Annotated in this window: 15 protein-coding genes; 8 read left to right on the forward strand and 7 right to left on the reverse strand. The window is 72.7% G+C overall.

The annotated features are described in order from the left end of the window. Nucleotides 1-58: 58 nt before the first annotated feature. Both ACGFJ7_RS01650 and ACGFJ7_RS01655 read left to right on the forward strand, forming a co-directional pair. Nucleotides 59-991 carry an ATP-binding cassette domain-containing protein gene (locus ACGFJ7_RS01650; RefSeq protein ID WP_360241724.1) on the forward strand — a complete coding sequence of 311 codons (933 nt, stop codon included), beginning with the start codon at nt 59-61 and terminating at the stop codon, nt 989-991. Further along, the gene (locus ACGFJ7_RS01655) at nt 988-1,767 is read left to right on the forward strand and encodes an ABC transporter permease (RefSeq protein ID WP_360241727.1); all 780 of its coding nucleotides are present in this window, start codon (nt 988-990) and stop codon (nt 1,765-1,767) included. Before ACGFJ7_RS01650 ends, ACGFJ7_RS01655 begins: the two co-directional genes overlap by 4 nt. Here the strand turns inward: ACGFJ7_RS01655 and ACGFJ7_RS01660 are convergent, their stop codons facing one another. Continuing rightward, on the reverse strand, nt 1,768-3,114 hold the full coding sequence (locus tag ACGFJ7_RS01660; protein ID WP_392640204.1) for an aminotransferase class I/II-fold pyridoxal phosphate-dependent enzyme: 1,347 nt from the start codon (nt 3,112-3,114) through the stop codon (nt 1,768-1,770). Nucleotides 3,115-3,164: 50 nt separating this feature from the next. On the opposite strand from ACGFJ7_RS01660, the gene ACGFJ7_RS01665 reads away from it, so the two are divergent. Then, a complete protein-coding gene (locus tag ACGFJ7_RS01665; RefSeq protein ID WP_392640206.1) occupies nt 3,165-4,403 on the forward strand; it encodes a bifunctional pyridoxamine 5'-phosphate oxidase family protein/GNAT family N-acetyltransferase in 1,239 nt (412 codons plus the stop codon). A 1-nt stretch (nt 4,404) separates the two neighbouring features. Continuing rightward, nucleotides 4,405-5,049, forward strand: coding sequence for a leucine efflux protein LeuE (leuE, locus tag ACGFJ7_RS01670; protein WP_360241736.1), 645 nt, complete (start codon nt 4,405-4,407; stop codon nt 5,047-5,049). Between the two features lie 64 nt (nt 5,050-5,113). On the opposite strand, the gene ACGFJ7_RS01675 is transcribed toward leuE, so the two are convergent. The 6 genes from ACGFJ7_RS01675 to ACGFJ7_RS01700 all read right to left on the reverse strand — a co-directional run bounded on the left by ACGFJ7_RS01675 (nt 5,114) and on the right by ACGFJ7_RS01700 (nt 12,915). Beyond that, nucleotides 5,114-6,160: a sporulation protein gene (locus tag ACGFJ7_RS01675; protein WP_392640209.1), complete on the reverse strand. Its 1,047-nt coding sequence runs from the start codon at nt 6,158-6,160 to the stop codon at nt 5,114-5,116. Nucleotides 6,161-6,218: 58 nt separating this feature from the next. Continuing rightward, nucleotides 6,219-7,262: a hemolysin family protein gene (locus ACGFJ7_RS01680; protein WP_360241741.1), complete on the reverse strand. Its 1,044-nt coding sequence runs from the start codon at nt 7,260-7,262 to the stop codon at nt 6,219-6,221. Then, entirely contained in the window at nt 7,259-8,551 is a 1,293-nt protein-coding gene (locus ACGFJ7_RS01685) for a hemolysin family protein (protein ID WP_360241744.1), read from the reverse strand. The genes ACGFJ7_RS01680 and ACGFJ7_RS01685 overlap by 4 nt, the downstream gene beginning before the upstream one ends. 116 nt (nt 8,552-8,667) lie before the next feature. Next, nucleotides 8,668-10,344: a serine/threonine-protein kinase gene (locus ACGFJ7_RS01690; RefSeq protein WP_360241747.1), complete on the reverse strand. Its 1,677-nt coding sequence runs from the start codon at nt 10,342-10,344 to the stop codon at nt 8,668-8,670. A gap of 63 nt (nt 10,345-10,407) precedes the next feature. Beyond that, complete coding sequence (locus ACGFJ7_RS01695) at nt 10,408-10,860, reverse strand: class F sortase (RefSeq protein WP_392640212.1); 453 nt, start codon at nt 10,858-10,860, stop codon at nt 10,408-10,410. A 1,224-nt stretch (nt 10,861-12,084) separates the two neighbouring features. Further along, nucleotides 12,085-12,915: a DUF4397 domain-containing protein gene (locus ACGFJ7_RS01700; protein ID WP_360241753.1), complete on the reverse strand. Its 831-nt coding sequence runs from the start codon at nt 12,913-12,915 to the stop codon at nt 12,085-12,087. Nucleotides 12,916-13,007: 92 nt separating this feature from the next. Between ACGFJ7_RS01700 and ACGFJ7_RS01705 the strand changes: the two genes are divergently transcribed. The 4 genes from ACGFJ7_RS01705 to ACGFJ7_RS01720 all read left to right on the forward strand — a co-directional run bounded on the left by ACGFJ7_RS01705 (nt 13,008) and on the right by ACGFJ7_RS01720 (nt 21,373). Next, nucleotides 13,008-17,558: an ATP-dependent helicase gene (locus ACGFJ7_RS01705; protein WP_392640215.1), complete on the forward strand. Its 4,551-nt coding sequence runs from the start codon at nt 13,008-13,010 to the stop codon at nt 17,556-17,558. Nucleotides 17,559-17,623: 65 nt separating this feature from the next. Continuing rightward, on the forward strand, nt 17,624-18,667 hold the full coding sequence (locus ACGFJ7_RS01710; RefSeq protein WP_360241759.1) for a hypothetical protein: 1,044 nt from the start codon (nt 17,624-17,626) through the stop codon (nt 18,665-18,667). 101 nt (nt 18,668-18,768) lie between these two features. Then, on the forward strand, nt 18,769-20,091 hold the full coding sequence (locus ACGFJ7_RS01715; RefSeq protein ID WP_392640217.1) for a hypothetical protein: 1,323 nt from the start codon (nt 18,769-18,771) through the stop codon (nt 20,089-20,091). A 70-nt stretch (nt 20,092-20,161) separates the two neighbouring features. Further along, on the forward strand, nt 20,162-21,373 hold the full coding sequence (locus ACGFJ7_RS01720; RefSeq protein ID WP_360241765.1) for a hypothetical protein: 1,212 nt from the start codon (nt 20,162-20,164) through the stop codon (nt 21,371-21,373). Nucleotides 21,374-21,381: the final 8 nt, after the last annotated feature.

A 21,381-nucleotide genomic window follows, 5' to 3' on the forward strand; every position in this document is an offset into this window, starting at 1 on the left:
TGGGGTGTACGGTGTACCGCGCACCAATTTCCGTAAGGCATACGGAGTTAGGAGCGACGTGAACTCACTGACGGCTGACGGACTACAGAAGACGTACGGGAAGACCCCCGCCCTGGATGGTTTCGACCTGGCTGTGCCCTCGGGCGTGATCCACGGCCTGCTCGGGCCGAACGGCGCGGGCAAAACCACGGCGGTGAAGGCGCTGGCCACTTTGATCGATGTCGACGGGGGTGCGGCGACGGTCGCCGGATTTGACGTACGCAGGCAGGCGCCGCAGGTCAGGCGCAGGATCGGCCTCATCGGGCAACACGCGGCGGTCGACGAGATCCTCGGCGGCCGGCAGAACCTGGTGATGTTCGGACGGCTCTTCGGCCTGTCCAAAAGCGACGCGCGGCGGCGGGCCGAGGAGCTGCTGGACGTCTTCGGGCTGATCGGGGCGGCCGAGCGGGCGGTCTCGACCTACAGCGGGGGCATGCGCCGGCGGCTCGACATCGCGGCCGGGCTGATCATGACGCCGGCGGTGCTCTTCCTCGACGAGCCGACCACCGGCCTGGACCCCCGCGCCCGCAACGAGGTGTGGGAGAGCGTGCGGGAGATCGCCGCCCGCGGCACCACCGTGCTGCTGACCACGCAGTACCTGGACGAAGCCGATCAGCTCGCCGCGCGGATCTCCGTGATGAACCACGGGCGGGTGATCGCGGAGGGCACCCCGGACGAGCTGAAACGCCGGGTCGGCGGCGACCGGGTCACCGTCACCCTGCCCCTGCGGACATCCCTGGACGACGTCGCCGAGCGGCTCTCCCGAGCGGTGGGCGCGCCCGCGGTGACCGACGCCGAGGCGCACAGCCTCACCTTCGAGGTCGGTCTCGGCGCGCTCGCCGACATCGTCCGCGGCCTGGACGAGCTGCGGATCGATCCCGAGGACCTGATGCTGCGGCGGCCGACCCTGGACGAGGCGTTCCTGACCCTGACCGAGGAGGCCGCGCGATGACGACCCTGCGCGCTGGATGGATCATGACGCAGCGGGAGCTGGCGCACTGGGCGCGGCAGCCCTGGACGCCGCTCTTCGGCCTCCTCTTCTCGATCATGTTGCTGCTCGTCTTCGGCTTCCTGTTCGGCGGGGCGATCACCGTGCCCGGCGGCGGCGATTACATCAACTTCCTGCTGCCCGGCATGCTGGCGCTGAGCATGATGTTCGGCGTCGAGTCCACGGCCACGACGATGGCCAACGACGCCCGCAAGGGCATCACCGACCGGTTCCGCTCGATGCCGATCGGCAGTTCCTCGGTGGCCCTGGGCCGGGTCGGGGCCGACATGGCCAACTCGGCGGTCGAGCTGTTCGCGCTGATCGTGGGCGGGTTGCTGATCGGCTGGCGGATCACCTCGGATCCGGCGCCGGTGGCGCTGGCCGTCGTGCTCCTGCTCTGGTTGCGCTTCGCGATGCTCTGGATCGGGATCTTCGTCGGGCTCTCCTTCCGCGGCGAGGGGGCCACCATGGCCGTACAGGTGCTGGTCTGGCCCATCGGTTTTCTGTCGACGGCGATCGTCTCGGCCGAGACGATGCCGGGCTGGCTGGGCACGATCGCCGCGTGGAACCCGCTGTCGGCGACCGCCTCGGCGGCCCGCGAGCTGTTCGGCAACCCGACCGGGATCACGTCGGGTCCCCTGGCGGACGGGGCGGTCTGGCTCGCCCTGGCCTGGCCGCTGGTGATCACGGCGGTCTTCCTTCCGCTGTCGGCCCGGGCTTACCGCCGCCTGCGCGCCTGATCATCGCGCCGGGGCGGTGAGGCCGGAGGGGTGGACGGCCGCGGCCACCGCGTCGGCCACCCTGGGGATCTCCTCCTCATCGAGGGGGCCGATCGAGATACGGATGCCGTACGGGGTGGAGGTGCGGAACAGGGAGCCGGGCGCCACCGCCCATCCGGCGTCCCGGAGCAGACCGACCGCGCGGGTCTCGTCGGGCACGGTCACCCAGACGTTGATGCCGGTCTCGCCCTCGGCCGCGAGACCGCGGGCCCGGAGCTCGTCCCGCAGGAGGCGCCGCCGCCGGCCGTACGCGCCGGCGGCGTGCGCCACCAGCTCGGTGACCTGGGGATCGCGCCAGAGGCGCAGGAGCGCCCGCTGAAGGATGGTCGACACCCAACCGGAGCCGACGCGCATCCGGCCGACCACCCGCGAGATGGTCGTCTCGTCGCCGGCCAGCACGCTGACCCGCAGGTCGGGGCCGAACGGCTTGGACGCCGAGCGGGTGACGGCCCAGGCGCCGGTGACCGGACCCACGCAGTGGGGCGGGGCCTCGGCCAGCTCGGCGGCGTGGTCGTCCTCGATGAGCAGGAGCCCGGGGCGCGCGGCGAACAGGATCCGCAGTTCCTCGGCCCGCAAGGCGGTGACGGCGACGCCGGTGGGGTTCTGCGCGCGCACCGTGATGACGGCGGCCCGGATACCCGCGCGCAGGGCCGCGTCGACCGAGGCCACCGCGGGACCCTCACGGTCGAGGGTGATCGGCACCGGGCGCAGGCCCATGGCGGCCAGCAGGTCGAGCAGGTTGGACCAGCCGGGATCCTCGACGCCCACCGCGTCACCCGGGCGCAGATGGGCCGTGAGCAGGCGCTCGATCGCGTCGAGAGTGCCCGAGGTGACGGTGATGAGCGCGTCGGCGACCGGGAGGCCGTCGGCCAGCAGACGCGGACGGGCGGCCTCGATCAGCTCCGGCATGGCGGCCGCCGCCGCATATCCCTGTGGTGGGGAATTGTCGTCGGCGACCTCGTGGAGCACCGGGCCGAGCGGGGGCAGCAGCCGGAGGTCGGGCTCGCCGGCCGACAGGTCGCGGACCCCCTCGGGAACGGGAAGGCGCAGGTCGGAGCGCGGGCCGGCCACGGCGGGTCGGGAGCGCACCCGGGTCCCGCGCCGGCCGTCGGCCTCGACGACGCCGCGCTGGCGCAGGTCTTGATAGGCCTTGGCCACCGTGGCCGGGCTGACATGCAGAGAGTCGGCCAGGACGCGGATGGGCGGGAGGGCGGCGCCCCAGACCCAGTCGCCTCGCAGAACTCCCGACTCGATGCTCGCGGAAATCGTGGAGGCGCTGTCGCCGGTCACCTGATATTGTGCTGCCACACGAGAGATTTTGTACTAGTACAGAAGATTCCGCAAGCGAGGAGGCCTCGATGTCCGACCTCTATCCTCAAACGGCCCGCACGACGGCCACCCGCTACCGCGATCGCACCCACTACGACCGCGCCCTGGTCCACGCCATTCTGGACGAGGCGTACGACTGTTCCGTCGCGTTCGTGGTCGACGGCTCACCGCGGGTGCTGCCCACCCTGCACGTCCGCGTCGGCGAGACCCTCTATCTGCACGGCTCCTCGGGAGGGCGATTCGGCCTGTCGGCCCGGGGCTCCGATGTCGAGGTCTGCGTGAGCGTCACGCTTCTCGACGGCTTGGTGTACGCGCGTTCGCAGTTCCACCACAGCGCCAACTACCGCTCCGTGGTTGCCATGGGCGCGGCCCGGCTGGTCACCGACCCGGCCGAGAAACTGGCCGCGATGACCGCGCTGGTCGACAAGGTCGGGGCGGGCCGCGCGGCCGACAGCCGGCCGCCGACCCGACAGGAACTGGCGCAGACCGGCGTACTGGCGCTGAAGCTGGAGGAAGTGTCGGCCCGCGCCCGCGGCGGCGGGGTGAACGAGGCCGAGGAAGACCTGCCACTGCCCCACTGGGCCGGCGTGCTGCCCGTCCGGCGCGAGTTCGGGCCGCCCGAGACCGGCGCCGGGGTGACCGCCGATCTCCCCGGCTACCTGCCCGGCTCCGAGTTGCCCTGGGCCTCCGCCGTTCCGCTCGAGGGCCGGCACGTGCGGCTCGAACCCCTCACGCCCGGCCACGCGGAGGGCCTGACCGAGGCGCTCGGCGACGACGAGCTCTGGCAACACTTCCTGGTGCCGCGGCCGCGGACGGTCGAGGCGATGACCGACTACCTGGCCACTCTTCAGCGCCATCGGTGGAGCGGCTCCCAGGTGTGCTGGGCCCAGGTCGAGCCGGCGACCGGCCGGGTGATCGGCATGACCAGCTACCACGACATCGATCCGGCGCGGCGGTCGCTCGCGATCGGGCACACGATGATCGGCAAGCCGTGGTGGCGCACGGGCGTCAACACCGAGGCCAAGCTGCTGCTGCTCGAGCACGCCTTCGACAAGCTGGCGGCCGAGCGCGTGTTCTGGTACACCGACAACCGCAATGAACGGTCACAGAAGGCGATCGCGCGGCTCGGCGCGGTCCACGAGGGTGTGCTGCGGCGCCATCGTCAGCGGCCGGACGGGTCGTGGCGCGACACCGTGGTGTTCGGCATGACCGTCGACGAGTGGCCGGCCGCGGCGGAGCGGCTCCGGGCGCGGCTGGCGGCGGCCTGACATGCTCGGCGTCACCGACTTCTGGACGTACGTGGTGGGCACCATCGCGATCATCCTGCTGCCCGGGCCGAACTCGATCTTCGTGCTGTCGACGGCGGCCCGGCGCGGAGTGCGAGCCGGCTACCAGGCGGCGGCCGGGGTGTTCCTGGGCGACGCGATCCTGATGACGCTGTCCGCGGCCGGGGCGGCCTCGCTGCTGCGGGCCTATCCGCCGGTGTTCACCGTCATCAAGTACGCGGGTGCGGCCTATCTGTTCTGGGTGGGGCTCGGCATCGTCCGCGGCGGCATTCGGCGGTGGCGGGGGAAGGCCTCGTCCGCTGAGCCGGAGGTGGTCGAGGAGGTTCGCCACCCGTTCCGGCAGGCGGCCGTGATCAGCCTGCTCAACCCGAAGGCGATCCTGTTCTTCGTGTCGTTCTTCATCCAGTTCGTGGAGCCCGGGTACGCGCATCCGGTGCTGCCGTTCCTGGTGCTGGGCGCTGTGGTGCAGTTGTGCAGCGGGCTCTACCTGACGGCGCTGATCTTCGGCGGCAAGTTCCTGGCCGGCCAGTTCCAGCGCCGGCGCCGCCTGGCCGCCGGCGCCGCGGCCGGGGTGGGCGCCCTGTTCGTCGGCTTCGGCATCAAGCTGGCCACAGCCAGCGTCGGCTGACCCGGCCGGCAACAGCGCCCCGCGGGCAACAGCGCCCCGCCTGGGCGGGGCGCCGGTGCTCGGGTCACTCGTCGCCGAAGTCGCCCTCGTCGTCGCCGCCGAAGGCGTCGTCCATGGCCTCGCCGAGGATCATGCCGCCGATGACGCCGCCGGCCACGCCGGCTGCTACGCCGCCCATGCCGATGCCGCCGCGGTGGCGGGTGTGGCCGTGGTAGCCGTGACCGCCGCCGTGAGCCGGGTAGCCGCCATGGCCGCCGAAGCCGCCCGGGGCGCCGTAACCCCCGCCGTGGCCACCTCCGTGACCGCCGAAGCCGGGGGCGCCGAAGCCGCCGGCGCTGCGCAGGCCCTGGTAGCGGCCCGCGGCCTGGCTCACCCAGCCCTCGACCACGGAGTTCCAGTCGGTCGTGTCGGCCTCGGCGTGCGAGACGCGGAAACGGCCGTACGCGTCGTGGCCCGGCTGGAGGAAGCCGCCGCGCTTGTCGAACTCCAGGACGACCTCGACACCCTGCGGGTCGGCGATGAAAGTCACCTCGACCTCGTTGATGCCGCCGGCGTACTGCGGCGGCGGGTAGAACTCGATCTCCTGGTAGAACGGCAGGGTCTGGCGTACGCCGTAGATGCCGCCGTGCTCCAGGTCCGCGCTCTTGAAGCGGAAACCGAGCCGGGCGAACGCGTCCAGGATCCGCTCCTGCGCCGGCAGCGGGTGCACCGCCACCTGGTCCAGGTCGCCCTTGTCGACCGCCTTAGCCACCGCGAGCTCGGTGCGCAGGCCCATCGTCATGCCGTGCAGGCGCTGGCCGTAGACGTCGGTGATCGGCGTCTCCCACGGCATCGGGAACGAGAACGGCAGCGACCGGTTCTCGCCCTTGTGCAGCTGGAACGCCCCCGCCACCGGCAGCCGGTGGAACTCGACGAAACCGTCACCGTGCTCCGACTCCACCCGGGTGACCAGGCCCAGCACGACGCCGTCGATCAGCACGTCGTGGTCGCCCCCGGTGATGTTCACCTGACCGTCCAGGGCGAGCCCGGGACGGGTGTTCGGGTTCGCCAGCACCGTGTCGACGGACGGGCCGCCGACGCCGAAGGCGCGCATCATCTTCTTGAAAACCACCGGATCATTCCTCCTCGAACAAGGCGGTGCGTCAACTCAACAGACAGGGGTGGCGGGTCTAGTTGGCCGACGGGACGGCCACCGGGGTGTCCGTCTCGTCGTCGAAACGGCCGATCACCTGCTCCAGCAGGTCCTCCAGGGCCACGAAGCCGACCTGGTCCGGGCCCGAGCAGACGATCGCCAGCTGGGCGCGGCCCGCTCGCAGCGCCGCCACCGCCTCCACCACGCTCACCTCGGCGCCGACCGTGAAGGCCGGCTCCATCAGGTCGCGGGCTTCGGCGTCGCGGCCCGCGGCCGTCGCCCGGACGGCCTCGCGGACGTGGACCACGCCGATCACGTCGCCGTCGGCGCCGGTCACCGCGATCCTCGAGCGGCCGCTGGTCAGCGAGGCCAGCTCGATCTCGGCCGCGCCGGCCGTGGCCGGGATCGTGACCAGCTGCGACGTCGGCAGCAGGACCTCACGCACCTTGAGCGAGCCGAGGCCGAGCACGCTGGTCAGCAGCTCGCTCTGCTCCTCCTCGATCAGGCCCTCGGCGCGGGAACGGTCGAGCAGGATACGCATCTCGGCCGGGCCGTGCGCCTGCGCCAGCTGATCCTGGGCGTGCACGCCGAACGGTTTCAGCGCCGCGTTGGCCAGCGCGTTCAGCACCCGCAGGGCCGGGCGCACCAGCGTGACGAAGCCGCGGAACGGCAGCGCCAGCAGGGTGGCCGACCGCTCCGGGTCGGTGATCGCCCACGATTTCGGCATCATCTCGCCGATGACCAGGTGGAGGAAGGTCACCACGATCAGCGCGATCAGGAACGCGATCACGTGGCTGGCCATCTCGGGCAGGCCCACGGCGTGCAGGGCCGGGCCGAGCAGGTGCTCGATCGACGGCTCGGCCAGCGCGCCCAGGCCCAGCGAGCACAGGGTGATGCCGAGCTGGGCGCCGGCCAGCATCATCGACAGCTCGCGGGTGCCGTCCAGCGCCGAGCGCGCGGCCCGGCTGCCGGCGGCGGCCGCCTGCTCGAGGCGGTGACGCTTGCTGGCCACCAGCGCGAACTCGGCCGCGACGAAGAAGGCGTTGCCGGCCAGCAACAGGACGATCCAGAGCACGTTCATCGGCTGATCCGTACGGTCTGCGGGACGTGGCGGTCGACGCTCACGACGCGTACCGACAGGGAACCGTCGTCGAGGGTGACCGAATCGCCGGCCTGGACCACCCGCCCGAGCCGGGCCATGACCAGGCCCGACACGGTCTCGTAGTCGTCGCCGACGGGCAGGTCGACGCCGGTCGCGTCGGTGATCTCGTCGATCCGCCAGCGGGCCGGCACCAGCCACGAGCCGTCGTCCTGGCGTACCGGCTCGGGCTCGGCCTCGTCGTCCTCGTCGCGGATCTGGCCGACCAGCTCCTCGGCGATGTCCTCGAGCGTGATGATGCCGGCGAAGCCGCCGAACTCGTCCACGACGCAGGCGAGCTGGCGGTGCGCGGACCGCAACCGCTCCAGCACGGCCGGCAGCCGCAGCGACGACGGCACCAGGATCGGGGCCGACATCACCTCGGAGACGGCGACCTTGTCGCGGTCGGCGGGCGCAATGGCCAGGATGTCGGCGATGCCGACCACACCGACGATCTCGTCGAGGACGGCGCCGCGCACCGGGAACCGCGAGCGGTGGGTGTCGAGCAGCGCCACCACGTCGGCCGCGGTCGCCGACTGGGACACGGTGTGCACGTCGACGCGGGGCACCATGGCCTCGGCCGCCGTCCGGCCGCGGAAGTCGAGACCGCGGTCGAGCAGCGTGGACATCTCGGCGTCGAGACCACCGTTGGCCCGCGACTCGGCGATGATCTGCTCGAGGTCCTCGGAGGTGGCGCCCTCGGGCAGCTCCTCGATCGGCTCGATGCCGATGCGGCGCAGCAGACGGCCGGCGGTCTTGTCGAACAGCTTGATCACCGGGCCGAAGACGGTCAGGTAGATCAGCGTCGAGCGGCTGAGCGCCTTCGCCAGCGCCTCGGCGCGGGCGATGGCGAGGTTCTTGGGCGCGAGCTCGCCGAGCACCATCTGCACGACGGTCGCGATGAGCAGGGCGAACGCCACCGACAGGGGCACGCTCACGGCGGCCGGCACGCCGGCCACGCCGAGCAGGTCGGCCAGACCCTCACCGAGGTACGGCTCGGCGACATAGCCGACGAGCAGTGCGGTGACGGTGATGCCGAGCTGGGCGCCGGACAGCACGAAGGAGAGGCGTTCGGTGACTTTGAGTGCGCGGGCGGCGGCCTCATCACCCTGGGCGGCGTCGTGGCGAAGTCGTCCGCGGTCGGCGGCGACATAACCGAATTCCTGCGCGACGAAATAGCCGGTGACGGCGGTCACCACGATTACCAGGAGAAGGCCGGTAAGGATTAACACGGCCGAGGAGGTCCGTACGCGAGCGGACGGTCGACGGGGAGCCGGGCCGAGCCCGGCTGACTACTGCCGATCATGAAGAGAGACGGTAGCAAGTCCCGCTGTGTGATCGCTGTGAGCTACGACCCGGCCGGTCGATCGGCGTAGAACGTGCTCAGCACCATGTTGACCTTGGGCAGATCGGCGGTCCAGTCGAACTCGCGGGTGGCCCAGCTGATGGCGTACGCCTTGCTGTCGGTGGCCAGCCAGCGGGTACGCACATGCCGCTGGGCGCCGTCGGTGACGTACGTGTACTCCCAGTCGGCCGCCTTGTTCAGCAGCTCCTTCTTCTCCAGGGCGATCTGCTGATATCCGGGCAGCGCGCCGGAGCGGACCAGACGCTGGGCCTCGGCGCGACAGGCCTTGACCGGATCGCCGGCCGGATCGCGGTTGAGGGACAGGGTCATCACGCGGGTGCCGACCGGGTCGCGGAAGCAGAACGTCGTACCGATCCGCTGGTAGGTCCAGCCGTCCGGAACCGGCATGTGAAAGCCGGAACCGTCCGTGAAATAGGACCACCCGCCCAGCAGCGACCAGCCCTTGACCCCTCGGGCGGCGGACCGCTGCGGGGTGACCGGAAGGTTCTCCGGAGCGACGACGTCGCAGGTCGCCGGGGAGAAGCCGGCCGTCACCGTCCGCAGGGGCGAAGGCGAGATCGTCGGCGCCGAGACGGGCGCGGGCGCCGCCGTGTCCTCGTCGCGCTGCACCAGATAACCGGCCAGGATGCCGCCGACACCGAGCACCGTGACCAATGCGAGCCCGGCGGCCATCAACGGTTTCCGCGGCGCGGTCGAAGGGCTGGCCGGCGGGTCCGGCGGATCCGGCGGCGGAAGCGCGGCCACGGCCGCCCGAGCCGGCGCCCTGATCTGATCGATATCGGACCCGACGACGGCTCTGGCCCGGCGCGGCGCCGGCACGCCCACCTGACCCGGGCTGGGCGCCGACGAGATGATCATCCGGAGCCGGCGCTCCACCTCGGGCGCGCTCAGCCGGGCCTCGGGCTCGTGCCGCAGGAGCCCGGTCAGCACCGGGCCCAGCATTCCGGCCCGTACCGGCGGATCCGGCTCCTCCGTGGCCAGGGCCATCAGGGTGGCCATGGCGTTCTCGCGCTGGTAGGGCGAACGGCCCTCGACCGCGGCGTACAGCGTCGCCCCGAGCGACCACAGATCCGACTGCGGCGTGGACGTGCCGTCGCGGGCCCGCTCGGGCGACACGTACTGCGGCGAGCCGACTATCAGGCCGGGCCCGGTCACCGACCCGTCGTCCATGAACGTGGCCAGACCGAAATCGGTCAACACGATGCGACCGTCGTGGCCGATGAGCACGTTGTGGGGCTTCACATCGCGGTGCAGCACCCCGGCCCGGTGCGCGGCGGTGAGCGCGTCGAGCACGGCCAGCCCGATACGCGCCGCGGTCGCCGGCGAATACGGACCGTCGTCCTGGATGACCTGGTAGAGCGAGCGCGAAGGCACATACTCCATGACGATCCAGGGCAGGCCGTCGGCGTGCACCACGTCGTAGATCCGCACGACATGCGGGTGGTTGAGCCGTCCGGCGCTGCGCGCCTCACGCAGCGTACGGTCGCGGAGCCGGACCCGTTCCTCGTCGCTCATCCACTCGGGCGGCACGAATTCCTTGACGGCGACATCCCGGTCCAGCATCTCGTCGCGGGCCCGCCAGACGCGGCCCATGCCACCGGCGCCGACCGGCTCGCCCAGGCGATACCGACCGGCGACGAGCATGCGTTCGACCGCCATCCCGCCCCCTGCCGTCGACCGATCTCCACCATAGACAGCCACCAGCCACCGGCGGAATGACGATCACCCGGCCACCGCGTAGACCACCAGGTTGTCCCGGTAGGACCGCAGCGACCGATCGAAGACCCCGCCACACGTGATCAGCCTCAGCTGCCGATCGGGTGTCGGTCCATAGACTTCACGGGTCGGAAAATCAGATTTCGGGTACCACCGTGACGACGTGACAGTGAACCGCACGATCCGGCCGCCGCGCACGACATCGATCCGGTCGCCGGCCTTCACCTCACGCAGCCGGTAGAAGACAGCCGGCCCGGCCTTCGAGTCGACATGCCCGGCGATCACCGCGGGGCCGGTGTCTCCGGGCGCCGTCCCCTCCGCGTACCACCCGGCCTGGCCAAAGCTCTCCGGCGGCCGCAGAGCGCCATCGGCACCCAGCCCGAGCGTCTCGAGCGGCGTGTCGACCCCGATCGCCGCAACCCGCAGCCGGGTGGGTTGCCCGCTCGCCAGCCCAGCCACCGCCCCAAACGGATCACCGGGTGGGCGACCGTCACCAGACCCGGCCCCCACAGAACCGGCCCCCACAGAACCGGCGCCCACGGAACCAGCACCCGCAGACCCAGCATCAGGCCCGGCGTCAGGCTCAGCGGCACCGGGCTCGGCGGCCTCGGCGGGCCCGGCCGTGCCGTCGGCTCGGCGGTCGCCGGAATTCGCGGGATCTGCCAATCCGGCGGAGCCGGGCGCGTCAGCGAGCACGGATCGACCGTCATCCGCCTTCGGCGCCCGGTCACTCACGGCGAGATATCCGCCGCCGGCCAGAAGCGCGGCCACCGTCGCGGCCAGCGCGGGCAGGGCGAGTCGCGCTTTCCTATCTGGTACGCGACGAGCAAGACCCCCAACCGCAGACGCGGGCACCGATCCACTCGCCTCACCGGGGCCGTTGCCGCCTCCACCAGGGCCCTCCGGCGTGTTCCCACGTTCGCCCGGGCCGGCCGGGCCGGTGACAGGCCCGACGACGTCGCTCCCGGCCGGCATCGCTGACGCGGGAGTCGCCGCCCGCAAAGGCGGAGAAACGACAAGCGCCCCCGAAGCGGGCGAACCCGGCACCTCGGCCGCCGCACCTTTCGGAAGGACCCGGCGGGAAAAGGGCGTGGCCGCCTTGGAAGGGCTCGACCGAGGGCGAGGGACGGAGAGCGCTCCCGGCACCGTGGCAAAGCCCCTGGCAACGTCCGGCTTACCGACCGCCGCCGAACCTCGAAAGGCGCCCCCGGGCTTGGTCGCGGCGAGCTCGACGACGCCAGGCCGAACCGCCCCAGGTTGGGTGGGCTCGGGCGCAGAGGCGCCAAGCCCGGCGGGATGAGGCTTGACGCCGCCAGACGCACCGGCACAGGCACCGGGCCGGGCGGAGTCGGGCCGGGCGGAGTCGGGCCGGGCGGAGTCGGGCCGGGCGGAGTCGGGCCGGGCGGAGTCGGGCCGGGCGGAGTCGGGCCGGGCGGAGTCGGACCGGGCGGAGTCGGGCCTGGTGACGCTGGACGCAGCGGAGTCGGGCCGGGCGAGGTCGAGCCCTGCAGCGCCGGGCGTGGAAGCGTCAGGCCGGCCGAGGTCCGGGCCGGTGGCGCCGGGCATGGAAGCGTCAGGCCGGCCGAGGTCCGGGCCGGTGGCGCCCGGCGTAGCGGCACCGAGGTCGGTGGGGGCGGCGTTCGGGTCGGGGGTTGGTGGGTCGGTGGGGGTCACCTCGTACGCCTAATGGGGCCGGCGGCGGAGGGCGGCCGTCAGTGTGCCGATGGCCAAGGCGGCGAAGCCGGCGGCCAGCAGCGCGCCCGGCAGTGGGGATCGTGGGGCCGTGCCGCCCGCGCCGGTGGCGACGCCGCCCAAGGGGACCGTGCCCTGGCGCTCGGCGTCGACGTGGAGCTGGGGTTTCAGGCCGCCGTTCTGGTCGTCCAGGACGATCAGGGAGTAGACGCTGCCGGCGCCCAGCGTGCACGGTAGCTCGCTGGTGCGGCCGCCGCCGGTCGGGACCACCCGGACGCTCCAGCTGCCGGGGTTCACCTCTTTGTAGGCCGTGGTGGTGGCGAACTCGACGCCGTCGGCGATTGTGGCGCCGTTCCGGCCCGCCACGTCGAGGACGGGGGCCTTCACCGAGGCCTGGATGACGCGGACCTTGGACTTGCCGGCGTCGGGGAGTTGGAGGTCGTCTTCGATGATGCGCAGGCCCAGGTCGGCGAAGCGGCCCACGCCGGCGACCGTGTAGGCACCACCATTTTCGACGCCGACCTCGGTCGTGATCACCGGGTTTTCCGTCGCCGGCGCGCCGGCTTTGCGCATCGCCACCTGGTAGGTCCCGGTCGGCAGACGGAGATATTGCGACATGTCGCCGTACGCCACCGCGCGGAATGTCTGCGGGGCGACCGCCCCCGAGTCCGATTTGAGGTAGACATCGACCGCCGGCGTGTCCGGCGAGAGGTGGGCCAGGCGGACATAACCGCTGGTGGGAGCGGCTGTCGCGGGGGTCGCGCCGAGCATGGTCGTGGCCAGCACGGCCGCTGCCGCGGCGAGGCGCGCGAGTCGGGACACGGGGCCTCCTCTTCGACTGGCGTCCATATATATCCCTCGGTTGGTGACCTACGCCATCGTCCGGCGCGTTTTTGTCGTACCCCCGAGGCAGCATGGGTGCTGTGAAAGAAGTCCTGGAGCAGTTCGGGCCGGCCACGCGTGAGTGGTTCACGGCGGCCTTCGCCGCGCCCACCTCCGCCCAGGCCGGCGCGTGGCGGGCGGTCGGTGCCGGCCGCAACGCCCTCGTGGTCGCGCCGACCGGTTCCGGCAAGACGCTGGCCGCCTTCCTCTGGTCGCTCGACCGGCTGGCCCACGAGGCGGTCCCGGACGATCCACGGCGGCGCTGCCGGGTCCTTTACGTGAGCCCGCTCAAGGCGCTCGCGGTGGACGTCGAGCGCAACCTCCGCGCGCCCCTGACCGGCATCCGGCAGGCCGCCGGCCGGCTCGGGGTTCCGCCGCCCGACATCACCGTCGGCATGCGCACGGGCGACACCCCGGCCGACGAGCGGCGGCTCTTCCAGCGGACCCCGCCCGACATCCTGATCACCACCCCGGAGTCACTGTTCCTGCTGCTCACTTCGGCCGCGCGGGATTCGCTGCGCGGTGTCGAGACGGTGATCATCGATGAGGTGCACGCGGTCGCCGCCACCAAGCGGGGGGCCCATCTGGCGCTCTCGCTCGAGCGGCTCGACGGGCTGCTCGAGCGCCCGGCGCAGCGGATCGGGCTGTCGGCCACGGTCCGGCCGATCGACGAGACCGCGCGCTTCCTCGGCGGCGCGCAGGATGTCGAGATCGTCCAGCCGCCGGCCGCCAAGACCATCGAGGTCGCGGTCGAGGTGCCGGTCGAGGACATGACGCGGCTCGACGAGGTGCCCGACACCGATCTCGACGATCCGGGCGCCGGTCGCCACACGCCGTCCATCTGGCCCGCCGTCGAGGAGCGGGTGCTCGACCTCATCGAGGCCCACCGCTCGACGATCGTCTTCACCAACTCGCGGCGCGGCGCCGAGCGGCTCTGCGCCCGGATCAACGAGCTGGCCGCCGAGCGGGCGGGCGAACCTGTGCCGGCGCCGGCCAAGCCGCCGGCGGAAGTGATGGCCCAATCGGGACAGGCCGGCGGCGCCCCGCCCGTCGTGGCCCGGGCTCACCACGGCAGTGTCTCGCGCGAGGAGCGCAAACAGATCGAGGAGGCGCTGAAATCGGGCGTGCTGCCCGCCGTGGTCGCCACGTCCAGCCTCGAGCTCGGCATCGACATGGGCGCGGTCGACCTGGTGGTGCAGATCGAGGCGCCGCCGTCGGTCGCGGCCGGTCTGCAGCGCATCGGCCGGGCCGGCCACCAGGTGGGCGCCGTCTCGCGCGGCGTCGTCTTCCCGAAACACCGCGGCGATCTGGTGTCGTGCGCGGTGGTGGCCGACCGGATGAGCGCCGGCGCGATCGAGGAGCTGCGCTACCCGCGTAACCCGCTCGACGTGCTGGCCCAGCAGATCGTGGCCATGGTCGCGCTCGACGCGTGGCAGGTCGACGAGCTCGCGGCTCTGATCCGGCGGGCCGCGCCTTTCGCCGAGCTGCCCGACTCGGCCCTGCACGCGGTGCTCGACATGCTTTCCGGGCGGTACCCGTCGACCGCGTTCGCCGAGCTGCGCCCTCGCCTGGTCTGGGACCGGGGCACCGACGAGCTGACCGGCCGGCCCGGCGCCCAGCGCCTCGCCGTCACCAGCGGCGGCACCATTCCCGACCGGGGCATGTTCGGCGTCTTCCTGGCCGGCTCGGAGCGGGCGTCGCGGGTCGGCGAGCTCGACGAGGAGATGGTGTACGAGTCGCGGGTCGGCGACGTGTTCCTGCTCGGCTCCACCTCCTGGCGGATCGAGGACATCACCCCCGACCGGGTGCTGGTCTCCCCCGCGCCCGGGGCGCCGGCCCGGATGCCGTTCTGGAAGGGCGACTCGCCGGGCCGCCCGATCGAGCTGGGCCGGGCCATCGGGGCGCAGCTGCGCACGCTGACCCGGGCCGACGACGACAAGGCCACCGCCACCCTGCGGGAGACCGGTCTCGACGAGTGGGCCGCCAACAACCTGCTGGCCTACCTGCGCGAGCAGCGCGAGGCCACCCGCAACCTGCCCGACGACCGCACCATCGTGGTCGAGCGCTTCCGCGACGAACTCGGCGACTGGCGGATGACGGTCCACTGTGTGCTCGGTGCCAAGGTCAACGCGCCCTGGGCGCTGGCGATCGGGCGGCGGCTTTCCGAGAGGTACGGGGTGGACGGCGCCGTCATGCCGTCCGACGACGGCATCGTGGTGCGGCTGCCCGACACCGCCGAGGAGCCGCCCGGGGCCGACCTGGTGGCGTTCGACCCCGAGGAGATCGCCCAGCTGGTCGAGGAGTCGGTCGGCACGTCGGCGCTGTTCGCGTCCCGGTTCCGCGAGTGCGCGGCCCGGTCGCTGCTGCTGCCCCGGCGTGACCCGCGGCGGCGGCAGCCGCTCTGGCAGCAGCGGCAGCGTTCGGCCCAGCTGCTCGACGTGGCCCGCGAGTTCGCCGACTTCCCGGTGACGCTCGAGGCCGCGCGCGAGTGCCTTCAGGACGTCTTCGACGTGCCCGGCCTGGTCGGGCTGATGCGCGAGGTGGCCGGCCGCAAGGTCCGGCTCGTCGAGGTCGAGACCCCGCGCCCGTCACCGTTCGCGCGGTCGCTGCTCTTCGGATATGTGGGCGCTTTCCTGTACGAGGGTGACGCGCCCCTGGCCGAGCGGCGGGCCGCCGCCCTGGCGCTCGACTCCACCCTGCTCGGCGAGCTGCTGGGCCGGGTCGACCTGCGGGAACTGCTCGACCCCGAGGTGGTCGGCGAGACCGAGGCGCAGCTGCAGTGGCTGACCAGCCAGCGGCAGCCGCGCGACGCCGAGGACGCGGCCGAGCTGCTTCGGCTGCTCGGCGACCTGGCGCCGGCCGAGCTGGCCGTGCGCGGCGTCGAGGAGTCGTGGCTGTCCACACTGGAGACGGCTCGCCGGGCGATCCGCGTCCGGATCGCGGGCGAGGAGCGCTGGATCGGCATCGACGACGCCGGCCGCTACCGCGACGCGCTCGGTGTGGCGCTGCCGGTCGGCCTGCCCGAGGCGTATCTGGCGTCGGTGGCCGACCCGCTCGGCGATCTGGTCGCCCGCTACGCGCGTACCCACGGGCCGTTCGCCGCCGCCACCTGCGCGGCCCGGTTCGGGCTGGGCGTGTTCGTGGTCGAGCAGGCGCTGAAACGGCTGAGCGCCACCGGCCGGGTGTCCTCGGGCGAGTTCTCCCCCGGCGGCGCCGGCACCGAGTGGTGCGACGCCGAGGTGCTGCGCATGCTGCGCCGGCGGTCGCTGGCCGCGCTGCGCCGCGAGATCGAGCCGGTGCCGCCGCGGGTGCTGGCCGCGTTCCTGCCGCGCTGGCATCAGATCGGCGGCAACGCCCGGGGCATCGACGCGCTGGCCGCGTCGATCGAGCAGTTGCAGGGCGTCGCGGTGCCGGCCTCGGCCTGGGAACGGCTGGTGCTGCCGGCCCGGGTCGCCGACTACGCCCCGCCGCAGCTCGACGAGCTGTGCGCCAGCGGCGAGGTGCTGTGGGCCGGGTCCGGCTCGATCGGCGGCCACGACGGCTGGGTCTCGCTGGTCTACGCCGACAGCGCTCCGCTCCTGCTGCCACCGGCCGACGAGGAGCTCGCGCTGACGCCGCTGCACCAGGAGGTGCTGGAGGCGCTGGGTGACGGCCAGGCGTTGTTCTTCCGGTCTCTTTCCGACCGCGTACGGTCCACCGACGACCAGGCGCTGGCCTCGGCCGTCTGGGATCTTGTGTGGGCCGGGCAGCTCACCAACGACACGCTCGCCCCGCTGCGGGCGCTGCTCGGCGGCAGCGGCGCCCACAAGGCCAAGGCGGCCCCGGCCCGTACCCGCTACCGGCGTCCGGGCCGCCCGTCGATGCCGGCCCGGGGCGGGCCGCCGAACATGGCCGGCCGCTGGTCCCGCCTGCCCGAGCGTGACCTCGATCCGACCCGGCGCGCGGCCGCCCTGGCCGACCTGCTGCTCGAGCGGCACGGCGTGGTCACCCGGGGCGCGGTCATGACCGAGGGCGTGACCGGTGGTTTCGCCGCGGTCTATCCGGTGCTGGGCGCCCTCGAGGAGCGAGGCGCCGCCCGGCGCGGGTACTTCGTCGAGGGGCTGGGCGCGGCCCAGTTCGCCGTGCCGGGCGCGGTCGACCGGCTGCGTGCCCTGGCCGAGCCGGCCGAGCTGGCCAAACGGACCGGCCCGGCGGCGCTGGTGCTGGCCGCGACCGATCCGGCCAACCCGTACGGCGCCGCCCTGCCCTGGCCGGAACGGGTCGTCGACAGTGGTGACGGCGAGCCGGGCGCGAAAGCCGGCCACCGGCCCGGCCGCAAGGCGGGGGCGCTGGTCGTGCTGGTCGGCGGCGAGCTGGTCCTGTACGTCGAGCGGGGCGGCCGCACCCTGCTGTCCTTCCTGGACGACCCGGAGCAGCTCATCGCCGCCGGTCAGGCCCTGGCCGCGTCGGTGCGCTCGGGCGCGCTGGGCGTGATGTCGGTCGAGCGCGCCGACGGCGAGTCGGTCCACGCGTCCCCGTTGCGGGACGCGCTGACCGCCGCCGGCTTCCGCGCCACGCCTCGAGGGTTGCGTTTGCGCGGATAGTTTGATATGCGCGCTATACGAGGTGGGACAACGGCACGGGACGCCGCCGGTTAGCGTCGATAGGCATGTTAGGACACCTGATGACGGCGCTGGCCTTGGCCGCGCCGGTCACTGGCACGCCAGTGACACGCGAAGAGCCCACCGAACCCGCTCCGGCGAACGTGACGGTCGCGTGGGCTTCACCCGACCACCGCAACGTGGTCATCACCTGGGACGAGACCGGTGACGTCCGGAACCGGATCCAGTCGGTGTACGCCGACGGGTCCCCGGCGAACTATCCGCTGTGGGCGGAGGCCGGTCGGCCCAACCGGATCGAGGTGGACAAGTTCTCGGTGGCCGCCGGCGAGGGCGGCGATGTGCGGATCGCCGTCACGGTGGCCGGCCCGGCCAGCGAGCCGGCCAGCGATCCGGGACTGTCGCCGATCTTCGACACCGACATGCCGCCGGCCCCGGTGCTCACCAGCGTGGAGCCGCACGCCGACGGCACGATCACGGTGAACTGGACGCCCGTCCGGCCCCGGGCGGACGTCACCCCGGGCGACCCGCTCGACGTGCCCGCCGTGGACCCGCCGCTGTTCGTGCCGGTCGAGCTCATCACCGACCCGAGGGAGCTTTCCGCGCCGTCACCGGCGACGTCCTTCGTGTTCCCGGGACCGGCCGCCGCGATCACCGCGGTCGGCGTGCACACCGTGAACGAGTGGACCGTCAACGGCTACCTCGGCTGGCGGGCGAGCGCGAGCTACGGCCAGGTGGCCGGCACCCGCGTCACCGCCACCGTTCCGAGGACCGCGCCCGTGGGAAGGAAGCTGACCGTCACCGGCAAGGCGATCATGATCCGCTCCTTCTGCGACAGCGGCCTGCGATGCGACACCTATGAGTACGACGACGCGGGGCGGTTGCTTCGTCTCGAGTACCGCACCGGCGCGGGGGCGGCGTGGCGGACCGTGGCAACCACCAAGGCCGGCGCGGACGGCAAGTACTCGCTCGGCGCGACCTTCCCCGGCATCGGGGAGTATCGCGTGGTCGCGCCGGTGGTCGTCGGCAACGGCGACAAGCTCGCTCAAGCGCCCTTCACGACGGCTGCCGGCCGGGTCCGGCCCAGCTCGTAAGCCCTCCATCGCGGCCCCGCACGTCGTGCGGGGCCGCCCACTTCGGGCGATTTGCGCGGTGGGGCAGCATCGTTCACCTTCGGTGGCTATCGTCTGCGGCCGTGCTGGGAAACCTACTCGCGGCAGTCGCGCTGGCCACGCCAGTCGTCGGCGCGCCGGTGGCGCTCAAGGCGCCCGCCGAACCCGCTCCGACCAACGTGACCATGGCCTGGGCGTCCGACGCCCAGAAGTCCATCGTCATCACCTGGGACGAGACGGGTGACACTCGCAACCAGGTCTACCTGGGAACGCCCGGGGCAGCCGGCAAGCCCGTCGGAAAGGTGGTCGAGGCCGGTCAGCCCAACCGGCTCGTGGTCCCGGTCGGCTGGTTCCCCGACGAGGGCCAGGTCAGATTCGAGATCAATCAGGACTACCAGTTCAGCGTGGCCGCCGTCGACGCCTCCGGCGCCGCGGCGAGTGAGCTCGGGCGCTCGCCGGCGTTCGACACGAACACGCCACCGGCCCCGGTGATCACGAGCGTGGAGCCGCTGCCGGACGGCCGGACCAAGGCGTCCTGGGCCGCCGGCAAGGCCAAGGCGGACACCACGCCGGGCGATCCGCTCGACACCACCGGCGACGCGGCGGTGTTCACCCCCACCGCGATCTACGGCGGCGACCCGCAGTCCATGGCCCCGGCGAGCACGGCCACGTCCTACGTTTTCGACGGGCCGCCCACGGCGTACGCCTCCGTCGGCGCGCACACCGCGAACGGCTGGTCGATCTTCGACATCTTCGGATTCGCTACGAGCATGGCCTTCGGCGACGTGTCGGGCTCCCGCGTCGTGGCGACGATCCCCAAGACCGCCACGACCGGCGGGAAGCTCACCGTGACGGGCACGGCGACCTCGCCGCGCAAGATCTGCGACAGGGGCGGACGCTGCTGGATCGACGAGTTCGAGGACGCCGGCCGGGTGCTCCGTCTCGAGGCGCGCACCGGCGCGAACGCGGCCTGGCAGACCGTGGGCACCGCCACCACCGACGCGGCCGGCAAGTTCAAGGTCAGCGTCACCTTCCCCGGAACCCGTGACTACCGCGTGGTGGCCCCGGTGGTCGTCGGCGACAGCGAGAAGCTGGCCAAGGCCCCCTTCGCCACCGCCGCCACCACGACGAAGGCCGGCGCGGCCACCGGCGGCGGCGCGCAGCCGGGCCAGGGCGAACAGCCGGGCCAGGGAGAACAGCCGGGCCAGGGCGAACAGCCGGGCCAGGGCGAGCAGCCGGGCGGGGGTTCGGAGCCCGGCACCGGCGGCGAGGGCGGCGGACTTCCGGTCACCGGCACCCCGATCGTCTGGATCTCCGTGGCCGGCGGCCTGCTCCTCGTCCTCGGTGCGGCGTTCTTCCTCACCGGGCGCCTGCGCCGCCGTCACACGACCTTCACGGCCGAGTAAGAGACGGGTGTTTGTGCTTTCTGCGGAACCGGGCAACCCGATGTGACCTGGGCCACTAGGGTTGGCGCCCATGGTGGGGAACTTGGTTGCCGCGCTGGCGCTGGCCGGGCCGGTCGCCGGCGTGCCGTCGGTGCCGCTCGCGCCGGCGGAGCCCGCGCCCACGAACGTGACGGTGGCCTGGGCTCCGGATCATTCGGAGGTCGTGGTCACCTGGGATGAGACGGGAGACGTCCGGAACGGCGTAGAAGTCGTCAATCCGGACGGCTCCCCCTCGGGAGTGGCCTGGCGGCTCGTCGAGGCCGGGCAGCCCAACCGGCTGCCGCTGCCCGACTACGGCGGCTCCCACTACCACGACCTGCGGGTCGCCGTGACCGTGGTCGACGAGAACGACCAGGTGATCAGCGAGCCGGGGCTGTCGCCGGTGTTCGACACCAACGGGCCACCGCAGCCGGTGATCGAGACGGTCGTGCCCCGCGAGGACGGCACCGTCGCCTTCACCTGGCGGTCCGGGGTCGAGGTGGACACCACCCCGAACGATCCGCTCGACCTGCCCGCCCCGGTTCCGGCGCGATTCGTGCCCGTCGCGTCGTACTCCAATTTCAACGACTACGAGGTGCTGGCCGCTGAGCCGATCACCGCGACGTCGTTCGTGGTGCCGGCCCGGGACACGCCGTACAACGTGGGGGTGCGCACCGCACCGAACGAATGGACCTTCAACGGTGTCTCGGCGCCCGTGGACGGCACGCGGGTCACCGCGACGATCCCGAAGAAGGTCGCGCCCGGCGGCCGGCTGACCGTCACCGGCCGGGCGCTCTACCTGACCCGGGCCTGCGATCCCGGCCCGTGCTGGTCGATCGAGAACGACGACGCCGGCCGGCTGCTCCGGCTTCAGGCGCGCACGGGCGAGGGCGCGGCCTGGCAGAACGTGGCCACGGCGCGGGCCCGTGCCGACGGCAAGTTCACACTCAGCGTGAAATCGCCGGGCTCCCGCGACTACCGGGTGGTCGCTCCCCCGGTCGCGCGCGCGGCGAACCGGGACGCCAAGGCCTACTTCGCGACGCCCGTGACCAGAACGAAGGAGACCCCGCCCACCGCCGGCGGCGACACGGGCGGCACCGGCGGCGGCGGGGGCCTGCCGATCACCGGGTCGTCGGTCGCCGGAACCACTCTGGGAGGCAGCCTGCTCGTCGCCTTCGGCGCGGCTCTCCTCCTGACGGGCCGCCGTCGCAGCGCTCGCCGGCGAGCGATCGAAATGCGCGGAAACGCCCGGTTTGAGCACTAAGGTGCGGC

It is taken from the genome of Actinoplanes sp. NPDC048988, assembly GCF_043197815.1.
Taxonomy (GTDB): domain Bacteria; phylum Actinomycetota; class Actinomycetes; order Mycobacteriales; family Micromonosporaceae; genus Actinoplanes.